The sequence below is a fragment of the Pseudoalteromonas sp. MMG022 genome, assembly GCF_021654245.1.
Lineage (GTDB): Bacteria > Pseudomonadota > Gammaproteobacteria > Enterobacterales > Alteromonadaceae > Pseudoalteromonas > Pseudoalteromonas amylolytica.
This window is the reverse complement of record NZ_JAKFZQ010000008.1, coordinates 163,654-185,514: the sequence shown is the minus strand read 5'-3', so window position 1 is coordinate 185,514 and position 21,861 is coordinate 163,654. Positions and strand designations below refer to the sequence as shown.

Genomic DNA, 21,861 nt, shown 5'->3' with positions numbered 1-21,861 from the left:
CAAATTAACGACTTATTGGTTTATATGAACTGGGTTGATTACACAATTCTTGGTATTGTCGGTTTATCGACATTCTTCGGATTAATTCGTGGCTTTGTAAAAGAAGCTATGTCATTAGCCGTTTGGATTGGTGCCTTTTTCATCTCCAGCTTATTTTATCAATATCTAGCAACCTTCCTAACTCCCATTTCAGAACCCCTTTTAAGAAATGCAGCCGCAATAACCATATTATTTTTTGCGACCTTACTGTTGGGCGGGTTTGTTAACTATATTTTAGGTGAGATTGTGCAACGCACAGGCTTGACCGGTACCGATCGGATCTTCGGACTCGTATTTGGTGCGTTACGGGGCGTGTTGGTCGTAAGCGCCTTATTGTTTTTTCTCGATGCATTCACCGGTGCGCCAAGTACGCAGTGGTGGCCAGCATCAACTTTGATCCCTGAATTTGGCTTTGTTATAGAGTGGTTTTTTACCTATCTAGAACATAACTCTAGCTTTTTGAATTCAGTAAACCGTTAATCGGCGAGGAAATTTTAATGTGTGGTATCGTTGGGATAGTCGGAAAGTCTCCTGTTAATCAGGCGATCTATGATGGCTTAACTGTTTTGCAGCACCGTGGCCAAGATGCGGCAGGTATTATTACCATTGACAACAATACGTTTAGTTTGCGTAAAGCAAATGGCTTAGTGAAGGATGTATTTCATACTCGTCACATGAAGCGACTACAGGGCAGCATCGGTATCGGCCATGTGCGTTATCCTACAGCGGGTTCTTCAAGCTCGGCAGAAGCGCAGCCTTTCTATGTTAACTCACCGTTCGGTATTGCGCTTGCGCATAACGGTAACTTGACCAACGCGGAAGCATTGAAAGAGCGTTTGTTCACTTTGGCTCGCCGTCATGTTAACACCACATCGGATTCAGAAATTCTACTGAATATCTTAGCCCATGAGCTTGGTAAGTCAGAAAAAATGAAGCTTGATGCTGAAGATATGTTTGCTGCCATCAATGAAGTGAACAGCCTAGCAACAGGTGGTTATGCAAGTATTGCGATGATCATCGGCCATGGCATTTTAGCGTTTAGAGACCCAAGCGGTATTCGCCCATTAGTATTTGGTAAGCGTGAGACTGAGCAGGGAACAGAATATATGTTCGCCTCAGAGAGCGTTGCTCTAAAAATAGATGGTTATGATTTTGTACGTGATGTGGCACCAGGTGAAGCGATTTACGTGACAGAAGATGGTGAGTTCCATTCACAGCTGTGTGCTAATCAGACGACACACGCACCGTGTATTTTTGAGTTTGTTTATTTTGCGCGTCCAGATTCAGTGATCGATAAAATGTCTGTATACGCAACTCGCGTAAATATGGGTACCAAGCTTGGCGAGAAAATTGCCAGAGAGTGGTCAGACAAAGAAATTGACGTGGTTATTCCTATTCCAGAAACATCATGTGATATCGCACTAGAGATAGCATCAGTGCTAGATTTGCCGTATCGTCAAGGCTTTGTGAAAAACCGCTACATCGGTCGTACCTTCATTATGCCAGGCCAAGAAATGCGTAAGAAGTCTGTACGCCGTAAGCTCAATGCTATCGACAGCGAATTCAAAGGTAAGAATGTTCTGCTGGTTGATGATTCGATTGTACGTGGCACAACCTCTGCGCAAATCGTAGAGATGGCACGTGAAGCCGGCGCAAAGAATGTGTATTTTGCATCCGCAGCACCTGAGGTACGCTTCCCGAATGTTTATGGTATTGATATGCCATCAGCCGCTGAGTTAATTGCTCATGGTCGTGAAGTGGAAGATATCAATGCGAGCATTGGTTCTGATGGTCTAATTTATCAATCATTACCTGATCTAATCGCTGCTGTACGTGAAGAAAACCCAGAAATTACCCGTTTTGAAACGTCAGTGTTTGATGGTCAATACATCACAGGTGATATCGATCAAAACTATCTAAACCGCGTCGATGCGTTGCGTAACGATTCTGCAAAATCGACACGTGAAAAAGCAATGTCTGCGAGCTTAGAATTACATAATCAAGAGGCGGGAGAGGAGTGATCCTTACCTAGCTGAAAAAAAGGAGCGTTTACGCTCCTTTTTTTGTGTCTCATTTATAAGTCAATAAGTTAACTGAAAGTTGGGCTGATGATGCCGTTTGTCCACAAGATGGCTGTAGCAGCTAAAATGATCACCAACAGAATGAGTCCACAGGTAACTACAGAACTTGCGTAGATAAAGCCGCGCTCCTCAGGGATGTGCATGAGAATCGGCACGCCCGTATAGAGTAAATAGACTGAGTAAGCCAGTGCAATAAGCCCCACGCTTGCCACAAACCAAAGCTCCGGATAGAAGGCCGAAAACGCTGACATAAACATAGGGGTCGCAGTGTAAGCAGACAACTCTAGTGTTTGCGTAAATGTTGGTTTAGCGCCAAAAGTGACCGCCATCCAATGTGATAGATAAGACAAAGCAAAAATACCCACGATTAATGCGCAGTACATAGCGACACCAATCATTAAGGCACTATCATGGGTGAGAAATACCGCGTCTCCTGCGCCAATTCTCCAACCTAAATGAACTGATGAGTAATACCCCATAATGCTTGGAATAAGCGCTATAAGGGCGATGTGAGATAAACTATATTTGATGCTTTCGTGACGGTTGTCGATAGTTTGCCACTCTTCGAGTGGGTGAGCATACAAGCCCCATAAATGATTAAGGATCATAACCTGTCCCTCATAAAATGTGTTGTGTTATTTTTATACAGTACCTTTTTAGTTATGAGAGACGGTCTGATTTTTGTCAAGATTAGGTTAAACTTTTGTCTAATTGAAACTTTCAGAATTGATCGAAATCAACTAATCTTTGGTGTTCGTTCCGCTGATGTAGGCTTCTAGAGCGAAACAGATATGTTACATAAACCACTTTTTAGAAACTTTTGTTATCACGCATAGCCCAACCCAAACAAATAGCACAACTTTTAACACTAAAATAAACCTACTGCCTCCTGCGATCATATTAAGAAAATCGGCACATACGGCATCACAATTGTGAACTCCCTCAAGCGTAAGAAAGCGGTATGAACAGACCAACTATAAGAAAAATATACATTTCTATGTATTTGTTTAGCGCTCCTGCGTTATTTGACTATATGAGGCAACTCATCGAGCAACGCATAATGTACCTGTATAATCGGAGTGGCTTGGCTAATTTTTAGCTTGGTGTGGTTTGACTACGATTGTTGCCGATACGAAATTGATCCCAGTTAATTTGAACCAATTAGGTTTGTGATAGAATACTGTCCATATTGTATTAAGAGTTTCTGTAGCTGCTAAAAAGCAGTTGCTTATGTAGAGATAGAAAATTGGAAGAACTGTTAAAACCAATCAAAACTTTTTTGGGCTGCGAAACGCCTAATCAATGGATCGAAGAAGCCGCCAAAGAAGAAAACTTGTCTGTTGTATTAATAGATCACTTAATATGTGAATTGAAGGCTGCTCAATCAGCTATGTTCTTAATTCGCAAATATGCGGTTGATAAGGACAGTGGCGATGCACTGCTGGAGTGGCTAAAACCATTTGAAACACTCATCTATAAGCGCGAAGGCAATTGGCGTGATTTAGTAGATAAAAACAAACTCACAAAATCGATGATACCAAAATCGAACACGCCTTATGGACAAGATCTTATAGATAAGATGGTGCTGTTGATAAAGGAAGAGTTGCACCATTTTTATCAAGTGCTTGAAATTATGGATGAGTATGGCGTTGAGTATCAAAGTATTACGCCATGTCGTTATGCCAAAGGGATGTTACGCCACGTCAAAACGTTTGAACCAGATGCATTGATAGACAAGCTAATTGTTGGCGCTTATATCGAGGCACGATCTTGCGAGCGCTTTGCGAAACTAGCGCCGTATGTAGATAAGCGTTTAGGCGATTTTTATATCTCATTGCTGCGCTCAGAAGCGCGTCATTATCAGGATTACTTAACGCTAGCGGAAGAAATCGCAGGCCATGATATTTCAGAACGTGTGGCGTATTTTGGCACGGTAGAAGCTGATTTGATTTCGTCTCCCGATGAAGACTTTAAGTTTCACAGTGGGGTGCCAGCTCAGTCTTGATAGGTGAGCGAGTATTTTAAGGCCATTCTTGGCGTTAAGCGGTTTGGTCTTTTATCAATGTTTGCTCGCCTAGTTCATTGACGACTAAAAATGAACCTTGGCTATACCAGTCACCTAATACGGTGCGCGTTAAGGTCTGGCCATGTTGCTCATAATGATGTACGTCTGGGCGGTGCGTGTGGCCATGGATCATCTGTGTGACTTGATAGCGCTCAAACATCTCTATTACCGCGCTGTGTGTCACGTCTAAAATTTCGGCCGCTTTACCCATTTGATTGGCCTTGCTTTTGGCTCTTGCATCACGGGCGATTTTTCGCCTTACGTTCAGCGGTAAAGACAAAATCATTCTTGGCCACCACCAGCCACGGCTCTTTTTGCGAAACTTTTGATAGGCAATATCTTCAGTACACATTTCATCGCCGTGTAGAATAACCGTTTTTATACCATATAAATCAATTACATGCTGTTCTGGTAGTAACGTCATTCCGGCCTGTTTGGCATAGCGCTTTCCTAACAAAAAGTCGCGATTGCCGTGAATAAAGTAAGTGCGAATACCCATTTCTTTTAATGCAGCGAGTTTTTGGACAACTTGTTGAGCGAGCGTGGAGTGTTCATCATCGCCAATCCATACTTCAAAAAAGTCACCAAGAATGTATAGCGCATCGACCTCAGCGCTCATGTGCTGAGATAAAAAATCAAAAAAAGCCTCAGTGATAACAGGGGAGTCTTCGCTTAGGTGTAGATCAGAAATGAAGTAGGTTTTACGCATGGGTCTTCTTTGTGGCATAAAGCGGGCATCGCCCGCTTAAACACATTACCAATTAGGCAACGGTGACTTTTTCGATAACCACATCTTCAAGTGGTACATCTTGGTGAAAGCCTGATGAACCAGTTGCAACCGCTTTGATCTTGTTTACAACGTCCATGCCTTCAACCACTTTTGCAAATACGCAGTAACCCCAGCCTTGCGATGTTTCGCTGCTGAAGTTTAAGAAGTCATTATCATTGACGTTAATAAAAAACTGAGCCGTCGCAGAGTGTGGATCCGGTGTACGTGCCATGGCTAGGGTACCCACTTTGTTGCTCAAACCGTTGTTTGCTTCGTTTTGGATTGGTGCTTGAACAGACTTTTGTTCCATACCCGGTGCAAAGCCGCCACCTTGGATCATGAATCCATCGATAACACGGTGAAAAATAGTGCCATCATAAAAACCAGATTTGGCATAGTTTAAAAAGTTTTCAACTGTTTTAGGTGCGTCTTCAGCGAATAATTCAATGCTGATTTCACCAAAGTTAGTGTGTAGAACAACCATTTCGGCTTCCTAATCATTAATATATAGAAAGAAGCTATTCTATAGCACAATGGCCTTGCGTGACAATTTTCCTGATGGATTTAATCGGGTATCCGCAAAAATGTTTTGTATTTGGGAAAATAGCAGCACATTGGGTATAGAGTGGTGACGGGCCAAGTGTTATCATTGGGTTTCATGTCTATTTTGTTTAGGAATAACACTACATGTTGCAGATATACAACACACTTACTCGCCAAAAAGCGCCATTTAAACCTCTCGTCGAAGGCAAAGTCGACATGTATGTGTGTGGTATCACCATTTATGATTTCTGCCATGTAGGCCATGCGCGTACTTATGTATCATTTGATGTGATGAACCGTTACCTACGCTATCTTGGCTATGATGTAACTTATGTACGTAACATCACAGATGTAGATGACAAAATCATCAAACGTGCAGCTGAAAACAAAGAAGAGATCAATGATTTAACTGTTCGCATGACCAAAGCAATGCACGAAGATTTTGATGCGTTGAATATTCTACCGGCTGACATTGAGCCAACGGTAACGGGTCATATGGACGAAATTATAGCGATGATTGAGACGCTTATTGCGAAGGGTCATGCTTATGTCGCAAGCAGTGGTGATGTGTTGTTTGATGTTTCGACCTTTGAGCAATACGGCCAACTATCACAGCAAGACCTTGAAATGTTGCAAGCCGGTGCACGAGTTGAAGTTGCGCAAGATAAAGACGATCCATTAGATTTTGTACTTTGGAAAAAAGCCAAAGCAGGTGAACCTGCGTGGCAATCGCCTTGGGGTGATGGTCGCCCAGGTTGGCATATCGAATGTAGTGCAATGAGCTCAAAGCACCTAGGTGAGTTTTTTGATATTCACGGCGGCGGCTCTGATCTACAGTTTCCTCACCATGAGAATGAAATCGCGCAATCATGCTGTGCAAACAATGGTAAGTATGTAAATACTTGGATCCACACCGGTATGGTGCAAGTAAATAAAGAAAAAATGTCTAAGTCTTTGGGCAACTTCTTTACTGTTCGCGAAGTTCTAAAGCAATATGACCGCGAAACTGTGCGCTACTTTTTGATCAACGGTCACTATCGTAGCCAGTTAAACTATTCGCAAGAAAACTTAGAACAAGCGCGTTCATCACTTGAGCGTATATACACAGCATTGCGTGGTGTAGAGTTGGTTGAAATCTCGCTAGAGGGTAACGACTACGCGAAACGTTTTGAAGCGGCAATGAACGATGACTTCAACACTCCTGAAGCGCTGCCAGTGATCTTTGAATTAGCGAAGGAAGTAAACCTGCTAAAAGACAAAGATAGCACGGCGGCGGGTGAACACGCATATGTGCTGGTGCAACTTGCAAGTGTATTAGGTATTGCCCAGCAAGACCCTGAGCGTTTTTTACAGGGTGAGCAAGACAACGATGAAGTTGCAAAAATTGAAGCGCTTATTACCAAGCGTAACGAGGCGCGTGCAAATAAAGATTGGGCTGCTGCCGATGAAGCTCGTGATGCGCTTAATGCGCTGGGTGTGGTGCTAGAAGATAGTGCAGGAAAAACGACTTGGCGCAAGGCTTAAGCCACAAATCAAATAGTTGCGAATTTTAAATGTAAACGCCACACTCAAACGTGTGGCGTTTTTTTTGGGGAAAAATAAATGGATATGAGCTGGCTGGATCAAGAGTTGGTAAAAATGGGCAACTTCTCTTTGCTTGTGGGTGAGTTGTTATCATTCTTTGTGGTGATAGTGGTAACTTTCATTCTATCGCGTGTATTTCGAGCTGCTTTTCAACGTTTAGCTATGCGCCAAGGTGTGATAGCGCACACGTCAGCTTATGTTATAGGTCGTATTATTCATTATATCGTACTGTTTATTGGCTTTATCATTGCCCTTACCGCTTTAGGTATGGAAATGACCGAACTTGCGCTGATTGCTAGTGCCTTAGGGGTGGGGATTGGCTTAGGTTTACAGGGCATGGTGAACAACTTTGTGTCTGGGCTAGTGCTGCTTCTAGAGAAAACCGTTAAAGTGGGCGATTTTGTAGAGTTATCCAATGATGTTGTTGGCGAGGTTATGGCTATTTATATGCGTGCGACCTTAATAAGAACTAATGATAATGTAGATATTCTTATTCCCAATGCTGAGCTGGTTTCAGGATTAGTGACGAACTGGACTTTGGCTGAAAAGGTAAGGCGTTTTCGCATCTCATTCTCGGTAGCATATGGCAGCGATAAAGAATTAGTAAAAACAGCTGTACTTGAAGCTGCTGACAACGTGCCATATACACTTAACAGCCCTGGTAGAGAGCCCACCGTATGGATGACAGGGTTTGGCGACAGCAGTTTAAACTTCACCTTGGGCGTGTGGGTGCAACCTGAGCAGGTCAAACGACCAACTGCGCTTGTTTCTGATTACTTATGGGCTATTGACGATGCGTTTCGCACACATGGTATTGAAATCCCATTCCCGCAACGAGATATTCATATTCGCTCAACAATAGAGAAAAAAGATTGTACACAATAGGTAAATAATTGGGTGGTGTGTAGACTTCATAAATATCGCGAATATAGAGATAAATCGGCTGTGATTTGTTTAAATTTCACAGCTTGAACAGCTAAATTTATGTTTTTTATATCAATCTAATAACCTCTCCGTGTGATACAGTTAACTTAATTGACGCTTAAGCTGTCAAGCTGTAAACATTTAATTTTGCATAAAATGAAATTAGCATTATAGTTAAATTAGTGTAATTTAACTGAGTGATTAAGCCTATGGCTGACGGTGTAGTGGAGTTTGATTTTGATCATACGGCTACCTTTATTGATGCCATGAATCGCGGGCTTAAACACCTCAGCAGCAGGGTATTCACATTTAGGGCCATGGCGCGCAGCGGGGTCCACTTTCATCTGTATGCTCGGCGTAAAAGCCCATTTCGTGATGCCGAAACAATTCTAATTTGTAGAGAAGTGTCTGAGTTTGCTCTAACTGGGCATAATAACTTCGATTACAGTTGGAGCGATCAGGAACTCGCTGTCATTGATGCGCTCAAAGCTCAAGGCCATAGTCTTTTACCTATGTTTATTGTGGTTCGCAGAGGTCCTTCAATGGCATTTTTCCTCGAAGAGAATGAACTGCGTCATGGAGCCGTGTGTGCTCAGGAGGTATTGTGTCGTATGATGTCTGATCATGATGCAGCAAGGGCATTGGCTAGCACATTGGTATATTAGCTGCGACAAGAATTCCCAACCTATTAGGCACCGCAAGGTGCCTTTTCTTTTTATTCATCGTCTTTTTTCAGTGTGACAACCCTCTGTGGGAAAGGTATTTCTATGTTGGCTGCATTTATCGCACGGTAAACTTGTTTATTGATAGCCAGTTTGGTTTCAATGATTTGGGTGGTTGGCACCCAGTATCGGTAGCTGATGATCACAGCGCTATCACCAAATTGCTCGATGCCTACTTGGGGCTGAGGACTTTTGGCCACTTGATCATTGGCTAAAATAACGGTGACGATTTCGTTTATTGCTGTATCACTACAAGCACTATAAGCAATACCAATTTCTCCTTTTACAAGCGAATATTCAAAAGAGTTGTGTAGTATTTCTCCAATGATGTGTTTATTGGGAATGGTGATCTCTACTTTTTCCTCATTGATCAATATTGTGTGACCCAGCTCAATTTTTTTAACCTGACCACTTACGCCTTTTATCTGAATGGTATCTCCGACGATAAACGGGCGTGTGGCGATAATAGCAAGTCCGGACCCATAGTTTGATAGCATTCCCTGTAGTGCCAAACCTGCACCCAATGATGCTGCACCAATCGCTGCTACGAACGGAGTTACACTGATACCAACTTTGCCAAGCGCAATGATCACGAACATCACAATCAGTAAAACTTTAACTAGGTTACTGATAAAATTAGTGAGTGTGATGTCTATGTGATGGCGCTGCATAAGCGCTTCGACCATTTTTGATATGCGATTGGATACCCATAATCCGAATAATAGAATTATCAGGGCACCCATTACCTGCATACTGTAGGTGACTAGATAGTCTCTGATCAGGTTAAAATAATGTTCAAACTGTTTCATTTCTTGTTCAATCAAAGTAAGTATCCTTTTTATGAGAGCGTAATTAACCAATGGTACAAGGGGGGAACCCAAATGGCGGTGACGACTGCGCTAACGGTCATTGCTGCGGATGCATAGGCTCCGGCCGCATGATGGTATTCTAACGCACTGGCAGTACCAATTGCATGGCAGGATACACCAAGAGCGATGCCTTTGGCTTGGGGTTGCATGATATTTAACCTAGTCAGTATCGCCACGCCAAATATGCCACCGAATATGCCCACTAGGATCACCATGATAGCGGCGATAGCACTCATGCCACCCAGACTTTCGCTGATCAGCAGCGTGATAGGAGTGGTGACAGAAAGTGCCGCGAGGGACGCACTTAGTTGATCGTCAGCGGAGTATAACTGGCAAAGTATAAATGCAACTAAAGTGGCACAGGTTACACCTATAAAGCTACATGCGACTAGTGGCACAAAGTGTTGTTTGATGCTGCCGAATTGTGTGTACAAAGGGTAAGCAAGCGCAACCACAGCCACTTCGAGGAAAAAGTGTATTGGCTGTGTTGCTTGAAAGAATGTTTGGTAGTTAACTTCAAATGTTAGCAACCAAGCACTTATCACCATAATACAAAGTAATAATGGGTTAAGCGTTGGTGTTTGGTACTTTGTATGCAATGTGCGAAAGAGCAAATAAAGAGCTCCGACTAAGGCACAGGTGAGCAGTGAGTTAATCATGAAAAGCCACTTTTTTAGCAATTATTCCGACCACACATAACCCTGTCAGGGGTACCAGAATCAATACACTCACTAGCAGGGGCCAATGCGTGCTCAGCAATGAAGTGTATTGTACGACTCCGACACCAGCGGGAATAAAAAACAGTGCCATATATTTTAAAATAGGCTCACAAGCAGGAGCTAGCCATTGTGGTTTTAATAATTTTGAGCTGAGCAACAAAAACATAAGTGCCATACCTGTTAGCGGGGCGGGTATAGATAGCTGTAGCCAAACATTGAGTAGCTTAGCACTAAACAAACACAGCAACAGTAATGTGATTGCTGTGCAGAACTTCATGATAGTTAACAAATTACTCTCCGCAAATCTGTGTGACTTGCTGGCAATCATAATTGACCAGCAACGATACCTCAATTGGACGAATTTACCACTTGGCCCGCTGTTGGTAAGGTTTGTGCTCTTCGTTTGTTGCATTATGCATCGCAATTCTTGTGTTCTTGCTTAATAGCAATCTGATTTGCGAAAAGGTTTCTTTTGCGAGTGTTGCTCTGCGGTTTTGTTGATAGGCCGCTTGGTTGACCTTTTTTATCGCTGCGAGTGCATCGGGAGAGCGGGTCAGTAGTTGTGAAAGTAGCTTATCACAGTCATAGTGTAAGTCCTTACTAACCATTGACACCAAACCGACATGCAATGCTTCTTGAGCGTCGATTGGGGTGCCAAGGTAAGTTAGCATCAGTGCTTTGTCATAGGGCATTGTACTTGGCAATAGTGGGCCGGAGCCCATGTCTGGGCAGAGTCCCCAGCGCGATTCCATAATCGCAAGTTTGGCACGAGAGGAAGCGATTCGATAGTCAGCGCCTAGGGCAATGTGCATACCACCACCAAAACAATTCCCGTCAATTAATGCAATGACAGGCACGGGGAGCGTACGCCAACCTATGCAGACGCGTTGCGCGAGATTGGCGTTGCCTGGCAACCATTTGAACAGCAGCCTCAAAATGGCTGAGGGTTGTTTCATAACAGACTTAACATCCAATCCTGAGCAAAAATTGTCTCCTGCGCCTTGCAATACAACAGCCTTAAGCTGACGATTTTTTTTAAGCTTCTTGATGGCTTGATCGATAGCAACAAACATCTCGAAAGTGAGCGCATTTTGCTTTTCTGGACGATTAAGCGTCAGCCAGGCAACATCGCCGTGATATTCTAGTGTAAGCATGTAGGTATCCTATATTCTTTATTCTAAGTATTTGAATTAGAGTTTATATTCTAAAGACAATAATTTCAGCATAGAAATTTGCCCATTTAACGAAACACCATAGCCTTTAATTTTGTGATTTTGCTATCATATCAATTAATGCATTAATAATGAGTACCTCGACCATGTCAGCCCGTTTATGTAGTGTTGAAGAAATAACACATCAAGCCTATGAGATTTTTCAACAGCTAGCGCCAGATAACTTATCTGAGCAGGACATAGAGCAATTTAACCTGCACCATGAAGAATATGGTTTTATCGAAGATAGTGAGCCTGATGATAGTTGGCAAGATTTAGTGGCGTTGGAAGTTGAACCCGAGCACTTTGTGCAGGTGATGATCGGTATTGAATATGAAGATGGTGACGAAGTTTTAGCAAAAATACTGATCAGTCGCGATCTAGATGCGCCATTTTGTCATGTTTTGTGGAAGCAAAACGATTCAGAGTAACTATCACTAAGAGTTGTTGTAAAGTAGTGCGATACTTCAAAATCTGTATTTTTGTTTTAGGTCTGATGTGGGTGCCACATGGCTATAGCGCCGCTCCTTTAGAAGATTTCCATCAGTATGGTGAGGTTTCAGATGATGAAATTCATCAATTACATGTTGGAGATTTACTTTATGGGGATGTTGAGTTTGGCTTAATTGCCAACAAGGGAAACTCTGAGAACACCGCTTTTAAGCTAAAAAGCAATGTATATCAAGATTTTACTCAGTGGCGTAATCAGCTTAAGGTTGATGCGTTATATCGAGAAGATACTGAAAATGATACGGGGCATAACGAAGTAACGGCTTCGCGGTATTTTGTCTCCGCTCAAGGGAACTACAAAGTCGGTAAGGACAATGAATCGTTTTTTCTGTACGCGGATTATTTAAACGACAAGTTCAATGGTAAAGACTATACAACTACGGTTGCTATGGGCTACGGTAATCGCCTTTTTGAAGGGCGTAAGAATACGATTGATTTTGATATCGGACCGGGTTTGTATTTGTCGAAAAGCGACGAAGAATCTGCATTAGATGAAGACCAATCTCGATTACAACGCGGTCACTTGTTGCGTATAGCTTTGCAATGGGAGCGCAAGATTTCTGAGCGGACCCGTTTTAATCATGATATGAGTATGGAAATATCACTTTCTGGCTTAAATGATCGTATGGTGAGCGAAACTGCGGTTGTAAGCCAAGTTTTGGGTGGTGTGTCTTTGAAGGTATCCTACAGCTACCGTTATAATTCTCAGCCAGAAGAAGGTAAACTGAAAACTGACACAGAACTAGGCGCTACTTTGGTATACAGTTTTTAAAGAGGAAGGTTATGTACCGTCATACTCAATTTTCATGGGCAATTATGGCTATCTTAGCTTGGGTTGCGAGTTTTTTAATTTTGGCGACTTGGTTACTTGGATACAATGTCATGGTGTTGGTCTTTGCTATTATTCTAGCCATACTGTGTTGTACATTCTACGCGCTTACAATTGAAGTGAATAAGGAAAAGCGAACGCTGAGCTGGTGGTTTGGTCCGGGAGTGGCAAAAAAGACGCTGAATTTTGAGGATATTACCGAGATTAAAGGCGTCACAAATTCGTTTCGTCATGGCGTGGGGATGAGAATCACCAACGATGGATGGGTATATTCAGCCTCAGGGTTTTCTGCAATTGAGGTAAGTTTACCCGATGGTATGAAGTACAGACTAGGCACCAATGATCAAGCCAACTTATTAAGTGCACTAAGTGAAAAGATTGCAAGCGCTGACTAGCGCTTGCAATGACCCAGCTTAGTGGTCGTGACCACAGCCACCTTCGCCATGAACATGGCCATGAGCTAGCTCATCTTCTGTTGCATCACGTACTTCAAGGATCTCGACGTCAAAGTTTAGCGTGATCCCTGACAGTGGATGGTTACCATCAACAACGACTTCGTCATCCTGTATATCAATAATCATGACTAATTGATCGCCGTCATCGGTGGTTGCACGAAACTGCATACCCACTTCAATTTCCATGCCTTCAAACATTGACTTGGGTACAGCCTGCATCAGATTATCGTGACGTTCACCGTAGCCTTGCTCAGGCTCAACGGTAACGCTGAGCTTGTCACCCGCTTGCTTGTCCATTAAAGCATTTTCTAAGCCTGGAATTAAATAGCCAGTGCCTACGATAAACACCAGTGGTTCACCATCAAATGTATTGTCTATGGTGTTGCTATCATTATCTAAAACAGCGTAATGCATACTTACCACTTTATTTGGTGCAATTTTCATAATATATCCCGTTTATTGGTCATCTAGAGAGTAAGGAAGGGGCACAATGGTTAATGTGACCTCAGGTGAGTGTTTGGCACGAAGGCTTACCGATTGCTCCGTATCGTTAGGTAATACTGCCAATGCACTGTAGGTGTTTGTGGCACTATTAAACACTTGATGAATCACTTTACCTGCACGGCGCCAGTTATCACCAAGTTGTAGTTCAAGCTCGGTCTCTGTAATCGCTTCAGGGCATTTGCCTTGTACGATGTACATTGCTCGTTTGTTTTTTCCTAAGTAGCGCATGCGTGCTACCGTTTCTTGACCCGTGTAACATCCTTTTTTAAAGCTGATGCCATCGAGTGCTTGTAAATTTATCATTTGTGGCACAAATTCTTCAATGTTTGATCCATTGACTTGGGGCTCACCTGCTAAGATCCCAGCTTCAATAAATAAGCTTGGATCCTCTTTAAATTCGATGCCATCCGGTAGAGCAAAGTCACTGTCGACGTACAACATCAAACGTTGGCCATCTAGTTTCAGTGCTTTGTTACGGCCAAAGTCACAGGCAGTGCGGCCATCGTCAAAATTTAAGCCTAGCAAATCACAAACATTGTTCAATTGTGTTTGGCTATAGATTCCTATGATCTTTGGCTCTTCTACATTGTCAATTTCAACTTTTGCAAACACGCCGTACTTTTTTAGTTCTCGCGATGATGCCTGAACTTCAGCGTCTGAGCCGAGTAACATAAACTGTTGTTGATGTTTGAAAACACGAAATGCGCCCCATAGTTTGCCTTTTGGACTACAATGGCCTGCCCAAAGGAAATTATGCTCGGTTATCAGGTTCATATCTTGAGTCAGTTGGCCATGTAAATAACTTAACTGCTCGGGCCCTGAAACGGCAATTAATTGATATGGGAGATTAACGGCACACGCAAGTGACATAGAATTAATCCTTAAAATGAGAATTGGTGTTATGGTAGCGTATAACTACAATCGCATAAATGTTCGTACGAAAAGAATTGTATGGATGGTGTCATTGGTGTTGTTTTTCAAGTAAAGATCTGTGTTTCATTTCACAAACTAAGATATAATTAGCACGCAAAAAATAAACAATGATAGATTAAGGGTATTTTAATGGCAGAGCTGTATTCAAAGTCTCGCACAAAATGGGCATGTCGTCGTGGTATGTTAGAGCTAGATGTGTTGTTGGGGCCATTTGTTGATGAAGCCTACGATGCATTGAGTGAACAAGATAAGCTCGTTTTTCAGCGTTTATTAGCCGTTGAAGACCCAGATTTATTCGCGTGGTTTATGGGGCATGAGAATTGTCCTGATGCCGAACTTAACTCTATGGTAAAGCTGATCCTTGACCGAGTCCGCGTATAGATTTTCTTTTGAAAATAATTATTTAGACCACAAGCCCTTTGTGGTCTTATTCGCCTGTGTAACATTTATCTCAATCCTACTGTTTCCACAATTGTTATCAATTCTTCTCGCGCTATTGCTTGGTATATCAGGCTATTGTTTGTGTCTGCGGCAATTGCGTTCGCGTACGCCAAAACGCGGAGTTGTGTTACTGACGCAAGAGGATAATTTTATTGAGCTTTATGGTGATATTGAATTTGTAGGCAAGATAGCTAAGGCGTTGGTATTTTTTGATATCTTAATTTTGCAGCTCGAGAGCTATTCTGGAGTAAACAAAAGAGTATTAATCGTGCGCTCGGCGCTTTCGACACAGGCTTGGGCTCGCCTGTGCCGACTGAGTTTGCAGCACTGCGAAGCTACGGAACCAAAATAGTGGGTTTTGGATCTTGGTTTTGTTGTGGGAAGTCAATTGTATAGTGTAACCCTCGACTTTCTTTGCGTGCCAATGCGCTGCGAATAATTAACTCGGCAACTTGCACTAGGTTTCTTAGCTCAAGCAAATTGTTACTTACTCTAAAATGTGCATAGTACTCTTGAATTTCTTGTTGAAGTAGTTCAACGCGACGTAATGCTCGTTCTAAACGCTTGGTTGAGCGCACGATCCCGACGTAATCCCACATAAATAATCTCAACTCATGCCAGTTATGGGTAATTACCACTTCTTCATCCGAATCGCTCACGCGACTTTCATCCCACTCGGGTAGTTCTGGTGGTGTTGGGCTTGATTTGATTTTTGTTAGAATGTCTTTCGCGGCGGCATGGGCAAATACAATACATTCTAATAACGAGTTACTGGCCATTCTATTTGCACCGTGCAGGCCTGTGTATGCTACTTCGCCCACCGCGTACAAGTTGTCTATGTCTGTTTTGCCATTAAAGTCTGTCATTACTCCACCACATGTGTAATGCGCGGCGGGCACCACAGGGATGGCTTCTTTAGTGATATCTAGGCCGACACTTAAGCATTTTGCATAGATGGTAGGGAAGTGCTCGATGATAAAGTCTTTGTCTTTATGAGAAATATCAAGGTAGACACAGTTGGCCCCAAGACGCTTCATTTCATAGTCAATTGCTCGTGCGACGATATCTCTTGGAGCAAGCTCTTCACGCTCATCAAAGTCTGGCATAAACCGCGTGCCATCTGGCCTTTTAAGCAATGCTCCTTCGCCTCTCATGGCTTCAGTGATCAGAAAATTTTGCAATTCGGGATGGTATAAACTTGTGGGGTGGAATTGATTAAATTCCATGTTTGCAACTTTACAGCCAGCGCGCCAAGCCATTGCAATGCCATCACCACTAGAAACATCTGGGTTCGATGTATATAAATAAACTTTACTGGCGCCACCTGTAGCCAGAGCAACAAACTTAGCAGAGATTGTTTCTACTTGGTCTTTCGCACGATTGAATACATATACGCCATGAATGCGGCGCTCATCAGCAGTTTTATCATTAATAAGGTCGATGGCATTGTGTTGTTCGAGTAGGGTGATGTTAGGGTGTAACTGTACCTGAGAGACCAAGGTTGTTTGTACGGCTTTGCCAGTGGCATCTGCTGCGTGTAAAATGCGGCGATGGCTGTGGCCACCTTCACGCGTTAAGTGGTAACGCTCTTTACCTTTGCTGTCGAATTCCATGTCAAAAGGAACACCTTGTTCAATCAGCCACTTTAAACAATTTTTGGCATTACTTGCGGTATAATGTACAGCATCTCGGTCACACAGCCCTGCACCTGCAGCGAGCGTATCTTCCACATGTGACTCGATACTGTCATTCTTTTTGTCAAATACAGCGGCAATGCCACCTTGTGCGTAAAGTGTTGAGCCTTCTTTCAGGGCGCCTTTGCTTATCACGGTAACATGACAATGATTTGCCAAAGACAAGGCTAGACTTAAACCTGCCGCGCCGCTTCCGATTACAACTACATCGGTGCTATGATTTTTTTTTGACTTCATGTTTTTTGGATCTTCACTTTTTCTAGGCACTACATACAGCTAGATGCAACATTTTTTGCTATTATACACCTAATTGGGCCAAACCAAATGGGCTTTATGTGAGTGGTATTTACACGATAATGTATGTGTCAGATATGCTGAATGTCATTATTTTAAAAAAAATATCAAAAAAACAGAACTTTTTATTCATGGCCTAGTCAGAGTAGCAGTAAATAATGGCAACGAAACATTAAGTTATAACGATAACAAAGAGGAGTACCGGCTCGAATGAGCGAGCAGGATTTGGATTTAGAACTGGTTAAGCGGGTTCAGCAAGGAGATAAAAATGCCTTCAACCTTTTAGTTGCCAAATATCAAAATAAGGTCGCCGCGCTGATTTCACGTTATGTGTCAAACCACGGTGATGTAGCAGATGTTGCGCAAGAAGCGTTTATCAAAGCGTATCGCGCACTCCCCAACTTTAGGGGGGAAAGTGCGTTTTACACTTGGTTGTATCGTATCGCGGTTAACTGCTCGAAGAATTATTTGGTGGCTCAAGGGCGAAAACCCCCAGCCAACGATGTAGATGCTGAAGAAGCTGAATTTTATGATGGCGCTGAGCAATTACGCTCAAATGCATCTCCGGAAAACTTATTGCTAAGTGATGAGGTACGATCGGTGATATTTGCAACTATCGATGGTTTGCCTGATGACTTAAAAACAGCGATCACCTTGAGAGAAATCGAAGGAATGAGCTACGACGAAATTGCAGTGGTAATGGATTGCCCAGTTGGTACTGTTCGTTCTCGAATTTTCAGAGCGCGAGAAGCAATAGATAACAATTTAAACCCACTAATAGGTGAGTCATAACATGACAAAAGCGAACCTCAAAAAATCACCACAAGAGTTGGCATCATCCGCACTTGATGGAGATTTGCAGCTTGACGAGTCATCTTTGAGTAACATAGACACAAGTAAGTTTGCGCGCTATGCACAAATAGGTGACGTGATGCGTGAAGCTCAAACGGGTGGTATTAGCATTGATATTACTGCAAAGGTGGCAGAAGCATTAGAAAATGAGCCATGCCATAATCTCAATCTGCAAAGTGAGTATCAAGAGCAAGTTGATCAAGGTGCCAAAGTTGTAAAACTAAGCGCTTGGCGCAGACCAATTTCTCAAATGGCAATAGCAGCAAGTGTTGCGCTGGTCGCCGTGCTTGGTGTCAACACGATGCCACAACAAAGCAGCCCTGCAATGGACGAAATGCCGGTTTTACAGTCTCGACCTTTAGCGGGTGGCGTAGCGCCTGTTAGCTTTTCAACTGAGCAGTCAGCATTGCAAAGCGCTGAGAAGGGCATTCGCGATTTACAGCAGCAACGCATTGGTGCCCTTGTACTTGAGCATCAAAGACAGTCTCGAGTTGCCTACGCTTTACAGCAAAAAAGCAAAGTTGAGTCAGAACAATTAGAGGAAAAGAAGTAGTTAAATGAGATTACTTGCCTGTATTTTAGGTCTATGTTTGGCTTCATGGGTACATGCTGAGGAAGTTGTTTCTGCCAGACAGTTACTACAAAACATGGCCTCAGCGGTCCACAATAGAAATTTTGATGCTTCTTTTGTGGTCCTCAAAGGTAAAGGCATGGAGCCTTACCGTTGGGTTCATGCAAAACACGAAAACAAAGAATTAGAGTTGCTAAGTTTGCTTAACGGAGCCGGTTTAGAAATCGTCAGAGTTGATGATCTAGTTACTTATTATGAACCCCAATCCGCGCCTTACTCAGTGAGAACCGACTCAATAGCAGGTCCAATCCCTGAAGTACTTTTTAAAGATGTCAGTGCACTTTTAGAGCATTATGACTTTGTATTAGGAGGCAAAGGTCGAATTGCGGGCAGGCCAGCACAGCTTGTTAGGGTCGAAGCTAAAGATAGCAGTAAGTATAACTACTGGCTATGGATTGATACCCAGTCTTCTTTATTATTGAAAGCCGCATACGTGAATCAGCAAGGGGAGTTGCTAGAGCAACTGCAGCTTACTCATATTAGTGTAACACCAGAACCTGCAGAGCAACTGCTAGAGCTAACCCAAAGAAAGTTTCCAACACCATTACCCGCTTTGAAATTAAGCAAAGATGATACATTGCAAAATAACTGGCAAATAGGTTGGTTGCCAGAGGGGTTTAAATTGTTAAAATCAGACAGACATAAGTTAGATTTGAATAATGAATTGGCTGATTACTATTTGTTTTCTGACGGGTTAGTCGATATCTCGGTATTTGTACAGCGTCCGCTGCCAGGACAAAGGCCAAGTGGTGCATTGTCCTCTGGTGCAACGACTGTATATGTTCACAACTCCGGCGCATTTGATGTGTCTGTGGTGGGCAACATCCCTGCGATGACTGCAAAAAGTATAGCTGAGTCAGTAAAGCGACCGCTATGATTGAACAAACCCTAACTGTGGTGTCAGTTTCTGGCACTACAGCCTATTTGAAAGCCGAACAAAAGCCTGCATGTGAAGGCTGTAATGGTAAATGCGGCTCACAAGTCTTTAGTAAACTTTTTGGAACTCACAACAAGACTTTTCCAATAAAGGTTGATAACACTTTGGAAATTGGCCAAAAAGTTAAACTCAGTCTAGATGACTCCAAAGTCGTCAATCACGCCTTCTATGTTTATATGTTGCCTCTGATGATGGCATTTATATTTTTGTTTATTGCGTCACTCGGGTTAGCTCTTAGTGAACCTTGGCAGATATTTTTGGCGTTAGCTGGTGGCTTTTTAGGCTACTTGTTCGCTAAAAAGCGCGTTCAGTCGATAAAACATGATGTAAAAGTGGTAAAAATTTACCCAATTAGCATGGCTGTGACGCAAATAGATGGTGATTGAGTTAAATAACAGGTAAAATCGGCGCTTTAATCCATTTAGTGACTTAATAGAAGTTTAGAATCCAGTATATGAAGCATATCCGTAACTTTTCTATCATCGCCCACATTGACCATGGCAAATCAACACTTTCTGACCGCCTAATTCAAGTATGCGGTGGCCTTACAGACCGCGAAATGCAGCAGCAGGTTCTGGATTCGATGGACATCGAGCGAGAGCGCGGTATTACCATCAAGGCACAAAGTGTTACTCTAAATTACACTGCCAAAGATGGCGAAACATACATGTTGAACTTCATCGACACACCAGGACACGTTGATTTTACTTATGAAGTATCACGTTCTTTGGCTGCGTGTGAAGGTGCACTATTAGTTGTGGATGCAGGTCAGGGCGTAGAGGCACAAACCCTAGCCAACTGTTACACCGCAATTGAAATGGATTTAGAAGTTATTCCAATTCTAAACAAAATCGACTTACCTCAAGCCGACCCACTACGCGTCGCTGAAGAAATTGAAGACATCGTTGGTATCGATGCGCTTGATGCTGTGCAGTGTAGTGCTAAAACAGGTTTAGGTATTGAAGATGTTTTAGAAAATATCGTACGTGATGTACCGCCACCAGAGGGAAACCCCGAGGCACCGCTTCAGGCATTGATCATCGACTCTTGGTTTGACTCATACCAAGGGGTTGTTTCACTTGTGCGCATCAAGCATGGTGAATTACGTCAAGGTGACAAGATTAAGATTATGTCGACAGGGCAAACCCACATTGCGGACAAAGTCGGTATTTTCACGCCAAAGCAGAAAGATACCGGTATTTTGAAAACAGGCGAAGTAGGCTATGTGATAGCGGGTATCAAAGATATCCACGGTGCGCCTGTAGGTGATACAATTACTTTAACTAAGAACGCAGCCCCTGAGCGTTTACCTGGTTTCCAACGTGTTAAACCACAAGTATATGCGGGGATGTTCCCTATTTCTTCTGACGATTATGAATCGTTCCGTGATGCTCTTAATAAGTTGAGCCTTAACGACGCCTCGTTATTTTTCGAGCCAGAGAATTCTACCGCGCTGGGGTTTGGTTTCCGTGTTGGTTTCCTTGGTATGTTGCACATGGAGATCATCCAAGAGCGTTTAGAGCGTGAATACGATATGGATCTGATCACCACAGCGCCTACGGTAATTTACGAGATTGAAACGAAAAACGGCACTATCCAGATAGATAATCCATCGGCATTGCCGCCTGTGAACGATATTCTCGAAATTCGTGAGCCGATTGTGGAGGCGAATATCCTAGTTCCTCAGGAATATTTAGGAAACGTGATCACTTTGTGTGTTGAAAAACGCGGCATGCAAACCAAGATGGCTTATCACGGCAAACAAGTTGCGGTAACGTATGAGTTACCAATGGCCGAAGTAGTGATGGACTTCTTTGACAAGTTAAAATCTACTAGCCGTGGTTTCGCGTCGCTTGATTATAACTTTAAGCACTTCCAAGCCTCTGATATGGTACGTGTTGATATTCTTATCAATGGTGACCGAGTTGATGCTTTAGCTATCATTGCACACCGTGACGGCGCGCAAAGCCGTGGACGTCAACTTGCAGATGCACTTAAAGAGCTGATCCCTCGTCAGATGTTTGATATCGCGATTCAAGCCGCAATCGGTGGTCATGTGATCGCGCGTACAACAGTAAAACAACTACGTAAGAACGTAATCGCAAAATGTTATGGCGGTGACGTAAGTCGTAAGAAAAAGCTACTTCAGAAACAAAAAGAAGGTAAAAAGCGCATGAAGCAGTTGGGTAACGTTGAAGTTCCTCAAGATGCGTTTCTTGCCATATTAAAAGTGGGCAAATAACAGGAAATTTTTA

Annotated in this window: 25 protein-coding genes; 15 read left to right on the top strand and 10 right to left on the bottom strand. The window is 42.9% G+C overall.

What is annotated here, in order from left to right:
* Positions 1-24: 24 nt before the first annotated feature.
* Entirely contained in the window at positions 25-519 is a 495-nt protein-coding gene (locus tag L1070_RS09890; protein WP_070986749.1) for a CvpA family protein, read from the top strand.
* Positions 520-536: 17 nt separating this feature from the next.
* Positions 537-2,060: an amidophosphoribosyltransferase gene (gene purF / locus L1070_RS09885; RefSeq protein WP_237125429.1), complete on the top strand. Its 1,524-nt coding sequence runs from the start codon at positions 537-539 to the stop codon at positions 2,058-2,060.
* A gap of 68 nt (positions 2,061-2,128) precedes the next feature.
* Here the strand turns inward: purF and L1070_RS09880 are convergent, their stop codons facing one another.
* Positions 2,129-2,728 carry a Yip1 family protein gene (locus tag L1070_RS09880; RefSeq protein WP_237125428.1) on the bottom strand — a complete coding sequence of 200 codons (600 nt, stop codon included), beginning with the start codon at positions 2,726-2,728 and terminating at the stop codon, positions 2,129-2,131.
* Between the two features lie 638 nt (positions 2,729-3,366).
* Here L1070_RS09880 and miaE point away from each other — a divergent pair.
* Complete coding sequence (gene miaE, locus L1070_RS09875; protein WP_237125427.1) at positions 3,367-4,125, top strand: tRNA isopentenyl-2-thiomethyl-A-37 hydroxylase MiaE; 759 nt, start codon at positions 3,367-3,369, stop codon at positions 4,123-4,125.
* Positions 4,126-4,159: 34 nt separating this feature from the next.
* Here the strand turns inward: miaE and L1070_RS09870 are convergent, their stop codons facing one another.
* Complete coding sequence (locus L1070_RS09870; RefSeq protein WP_237125426.1) at positions 4,160-4,894, bottom strand: UDP-2,3-diacylglucosamine diphosphatase; 735 nt, start codon at positions 4,892-4,894, stop codon at positions 4,160-4,162.
* 52 nt (positions 4,895-4,946) lie between these two features.
* Positions 4,947-5,438 carry a peptidylprolyl isomerase B gene (gene ppiB / locus L1070_RS09865; protein ID WP_070986754.1) on the bottom strand — a complete coding sequence of 164 codons (492 nt, stop codon included), beginning with the start codon at positions 5,436-5,438 and terminating at the stop codon, positions 4,947-4,949.
* A 203-nt stretch (positions 5,439-5,641) separates the two neighbouring features.
* Here ppiB and cysS point away from each other — a divergent pair, with 203 nt between their 5' ends.
* From cysS to L1070_RS09850, 3 genes are all read left to right on the top strand, one after another.
* The gene (gene cysS / locus L1070_RS09860) at positions 5,642-7,021 is read left to right on the top strand and encodes a cysteine--tRNA ligase (RefSeq protein ID WP_237125425.1); all 1,380 of its coding nucleotides are present in this window, start codon (positions 5,642-5,644) and stop codon (positions 7,019-7,021) included.
* A gap of 78 nt (positions 7,022-7,099) precedes the next feature.
* A complete protein-coding gene (locus L1070_RS09855) occupies positions 7,100-7,966 on the top strand; it encodes a mechanosensitive ion channel domain-containing protein (RefSeq protein WP_237125424.1) in 867 nt (288 codons plus the stop codon).
* A 248-nt stretch (positions 7,967-8,214) separates the two neighbouring features.
* The gene (locus tag L1070_RS09850) at positions 8,215-8,670 is read left to right on the top strand and encodes a hypothetical protein (RefSeq protein ID WP_237125423.1); all 456 of its coding nucleotides are present in this window, start codon (positions 8,215-8,217) and stop codon (positions 8,668-8,670) included.
* A 50-nt stretch (positions 8,671-8,720) separates the two neighbouring features.
* Here L1070_RS09850 and L1070_RS09845 read toward each other — a convergent pair whose 3' ends face one another.
* The 4 genes from L1070_RS09845 to L1070_RS09830 form a co-directional block, all read right to left on the bottom strand.
* A complete protein-coding gene (locus tag L1070_RS09845; protein ID WP_070986758.1) occupies positions 8,721-9,551 on the bottom strand; it encodes a mechanosensitive ion channel domain-containing protein in 831 nt (276 codons plus the stop codon).
* A 14-nt stretch (positions 9,552-9,565) separates the two neighbouring features.
* Positions 9,566-10,255: an LrgB family protein gene (locus L1070_RS09840; RefSeq protein WP_237125422.1), complete on the bottom strand. Its 690-nt coding sequence runs from the start codon at positions 10,253-10,255 to the stop codon at positions 9,566-9,568.
* A complete protein-coding gene (locus L1070_RS09835; protein ID WP_070986941.1) occupies positions 10,248-10,592 on the bottom strand; it encodes a CidA/LrgA family protein in 345 nt (114 codons plus the stop codon). Before L1070_RS09835 ends, L1070_RS09840 begins: the two co-directional genes overlap by 8 nt.
* An 85-nt stretch (positions 10,593-10,677) precedes the next feature.
* Positions 10,678-11,469, bottom strand: a complete 792-nt coding sequence (locus tag L1070_RS09830) for a crotonase/enoyl-CoA hydratase family protein (protein WP_237125421.1) — start codon at positions 11,467-11,469, stop codon at positions 10,678-10,680.
* Between the two features lie 164 nt (positions 11,470-11,633).
* Here L1070_RS09830 and L1070_RS09825 point away from each other — a divergent pair, with 164 nt between their 5' ends.
* From L1070_RS09825 to L1070_RS09815, 3 genes are all read left to right on the top strand, one after another.
* Positions 11,634-11,957: a DUF440 family protein gene (locus L1070_RS09825; protein ID WP_070986761.1), complete on the top strand. Its 324-nt coding sequence runs from the start codon at positions 11,634-11,636 to the stop codon at positions 11,955-11,957.
* Positions 11,958-12,022: 65 nt separating this feature from the next.
* Positions 12,023-12,808, top strand: a complete 786-nt coding sequence (locus tag L1070_RS09820; protein ID WP_237125454.1) for a DUF481 domain-containing protein — start codon at positions 12,023-12,025, stop codon at positions 12,806-12,808.
* A gap of 11 nt (positions 12,809-12,819) precedes the next feature.
* Positions 12,820-13,260: a hypothetical protein gene (locus tag L1070_RS09815; RefSeq protein ID WP_237125420.1), complete on the top strand. Its 441-nt coding sequence runs from the start codon at positions 12,820-12,822 to the stop codon at positions 13,258-13,260.
* A gap of 18 nt (positions 13,261-13,278) precedes the next feature.
* Here L1070_RS09815 and L1070_RS09810 read toward each other — a convergent pair whose 3' ends face one another.
* Together L1070_RS09810 and L1070_RS09805 are read right to left on the bottom strand one after the other, a co-directional pair.
* Entirely contained in the window at positions 13,279-13,764 is a 486-nt protein-coding gene (locus tag L1070_RS09810; protein WP_237125419.1) for a peptidylprolyl isomerase, read from the bottom strand.
* 12 nt (positions 13,765-13,776) lie between these two features.
* Entirely contained in the window at positions 13,777-14,694 is a 918-nt protein-coding gene (locus L1070_RS09805) for a transcriptional regulator (RefSeq protein ID WP_237125418.1), read from the bottom strand.
* A 192-nt stretch (positions 14,695-14,886) separates the two neighbouring features.
* On the opposite strand from L1070_RS09805, the gene L1070_RS09800 reads away from it, so the two are divergent.
* Positions 14,887-15,138 (top strand): succinate dehydrogenase assembly factor 2, encoded by a 252-nt coding sequence (locus L1070_RS09800; protein ID WP_237125417.1) that lies wholly within the window; start codon positions 14,887-14,889, stop codon positions 15,136-15,138.
* 395 nt (positions 15,139-15,533) lie between these two features.
* On the opposite strand, the gene nadB is transcribed toward L1070_RS09800, so the two are convergent.
* The gene (gene nadB, locus L1070_RS09795; RefSeq protein WP_237125416.1) at positions 15,534-17,129 is read right to left on the bottom strand and encodes an L-aspartate oxidase; all 1,596 of its coding nucleotides are present in this window, start codon (positions 17,127-17,129) and stop codon (positions 15,534-15,536) included.
* 267 nt (positions 17,130-17,396) lie between these two features.
* Between nadB and rpoE the strand changes: the two genes are divergently transcribed.
* The 5 genes from rpoE to lepA all read left to right on the top strand — a co-directional run bounded on the left by rpoE (position 17,397) and on the right by lepA (position 21,848).
* Positions 17,397-17,978, top strand: a complete 582-nt coding sequence (rpoE, locus tag L1070_RS09790) for an RNA polymerase sigma factor RpoE (RefSeq protein ID WP_070986769.1) — start codon at positions 17,397-17,399, stop codon at positions 17,976-17,978.
* 1 nt (position 17,979) lies between these two features.
* Positions 17,980-18,591, top strand: coding sequence for an anti sigma-E factor RseA C-terminal domain-containing protein (locus L1070_RS09785; RefSeq protein ID WP_070986770.1), 612 nt, complete (start codon positions 17,980-17,982; stop codon positions 18,589-18,591).
* Between the two features lie 4 nt (positions 18,592-18,595).
* Positions 18,596-19,546, top strand: coding sequence for a MucB/RseB C-terminal domain-containing protein (locus tag L1070_RS09780; protein ID WP_070986771.1), 951 nt, complete (start codon positions 18,596-18,598; stop codon positions 19,544-19,546).
* Positions 19,543-19,992 carry a SoxR reducing system RseC family protein gene (locus tag L1070_RS09775; RefSeq protein ID WP_237125415.1) on the top strand — a complete coding sequence of 150 codons (450 nt, stop codon included), beginning with the start codon at positions 19,543-19,545 and terminating at the stop codon, positions 19,990-19,992. The genes L1070_RS09780 and L1070_RS09775 overlap by 4 nt, the downstream gene beginning before the upstream one ends.
* 68 nt (positions 19,993-20,060) lie before the next feature.
* Entirely contained in the window at positions 20,061-21,848 is a 1,788-nt protein-coding gene (gene lepA, locus L1070_RS09770; RefSeq protein ID WP_237125414.1) for a translation elongation factor 4, read from the top strand.
* Positions 21,849-21,861: the final 13 nt, after the last annotated feature.

What these genes read in the sequence shown, in the direction of transcription:
- L1070_RS09890 (WP_070986749.1), top strand. Translation starts at nt 25, where the DNA reads ATGAACTGGGTTGATTACACAATTCTTGGTATTGTCGGTTTATCGACA.
- purF (WP_237125429.1), top strand. Translation starts at nt 537, where the DNA reads ATGTGTGGTATCGTTGGGATAGTCGGAAAGTCTCCTGTTAATCAGGCG.
- L1070_RS09880 (WP_237125428.1), bottom strand. Translation starts at nt 2,728, where the DNA reads ATGATCCTTAATCATTTATGGGGCTTGTATGCTCACCCACTCGAAGAG.
- L1070_RS09870 (WP_237125426.1), bottom strand. Translation starts at nt 4,894, where the DNA reads ATGCGTAAAACCTACTTCATTTCTGATCTACACCTAAGCGAAGACTCC.
- ppiB (WP_070986754.1), bottom strand. Translation starts at nt 5,438, where the DNA reads ATGGTTGTTCTACACACTAACTTTGGTGAAATCAGCATTGAATTATTC.
- cysS (WP_237125425.1), top strand. Translation starts at nt 5,642, where the DNA reads ATGTTGCAGATATACAACACACTTACTCGCCAAAAAGCGCCATTTAAA.
- L1070_RS09855 (WP_237125424.1), top strand. Translation starts at nt 7,100, where the DNA reads ATGGATATGAGCTGGCTGGATCAAGAGTTGGTAAAAATGGGCAACTTC.
- L1070_RS09850 (WP_237125423.1), top strand. Translation starts at nt 8,215, where the DNA reads ATGGCTGACGGTGTAGTGGAGTTTGATTTTGATCATACGGCTACCTTT.
- L1070_RS09840 (WP_237125422.1), bottom strand. Translation starts at nt 10,255, where the DNA reads ATGATTAACTCACTGCTCACCTGTGCCTTAGTCGGAGCTCTTTATTTG.
- L1070_RS09835 (WP_070986941.1), bottom strand. Translation starts at nt 10,592, where the DNA reads ATGAAGTTCTGCACAGCAATCACATTACTGTTGCTGTGTTTGTTTAGT.
- L1070_RS09830 (WP_237125421.1), bottom strand. Translation starts at nt 11,469, where the DNA reads ATGCTTACACTAGAATATCACGGCGATGTTGCCTGGCTGACGCTTAAT.
- L1070_RS09825 (WP_070986761.1), top strand. Translation starts at nt 11,634, where the DNA reads ATGTCAGCCCGTTTATGTAGTGTTGAAGAAATAACACATCAAGCCTAT.
- L1070_RS09820 (WP_237125454.1), top strand. Translation starts at nt 12,023, where the DNA reads ATGTGGGTGCCACATGGCTATAGCGCCGCTCCTTTAGAAGATTTCCAT.
- L1070_RS09815 (WP_237125420.1), top strand. Translation starts at nt 12,820, where the DNA reads ATGTACCGTCATACTCAATTTTCATGGGCAATTATGGCTATCTTAGCT.
- L1070_RS09810 (WP_237125419.1), bottom strand. Translation starts at nt 13,764, where the DNA reads ATGAAAATTGCACCAAATAAAGTGGTAAGTATGCATTACGCTGTTTTA.
- L1070_RS09805 (WP_237125418.1), bottom strand. Translation starts at nt 14,694, where the DNA reads ATGTCACTTGCGTGTGCCGTTAATCTCCCATATCAATTAATTGCCGTT.
- L1070_RS09800 (WP_237125417.1), top strand. Translation starts at nt 14,887, where the DNA reads ATGGCAGAGCTGTATTCAAAGTCTCGCACAAAATGGGCATGTCGTCGT.
- nadB (WP_237125416.1), bottom strand. Translation starts at nt 17,129, where the DNA reads ATGAAGTCAAAAAAAAATCATAGCACCGATGTAGTTGTAATCGGAAGC.
- rpoE (WP_070986769.1), top strand. Translation starts at nt 17,397, where the DNA reads ATGAGCGAGCAGGATTTGGATTTAGAACTGGTTAAGCGGGTTCAGCAA.
- L1070_RS09785 (WP_070986770.1), top strand. Translation starts at nt 17,980, where the DNA reads ATGACAAAAGCGAACCTCAAAAAATCACCACAAGAGTTGGCATCATCC.
- L1070_RS09780 (WP_070986771.1), top strand. Translation starts at nt 18,596, where the DNA reads ATGAGATTACTTGCCTGTATTTTAGGTCTATGTTTGGCTTCATGGGTA.
- L1070_RS09775 (WP_237125415.1), top strand. Translation starts at nt 19,543, where the DNA reads ATGATTGAACAAACCCTAACTGTGGTGTCAGTTTCTGGCACTACAGCC.
- lepA (WP_237125414.1), top strand. Translation starts at nt 20,061, where the DNA reads ATGAAGCATATCCGTAACTTTTCTATCATCGCCCACATTGACCATGGC.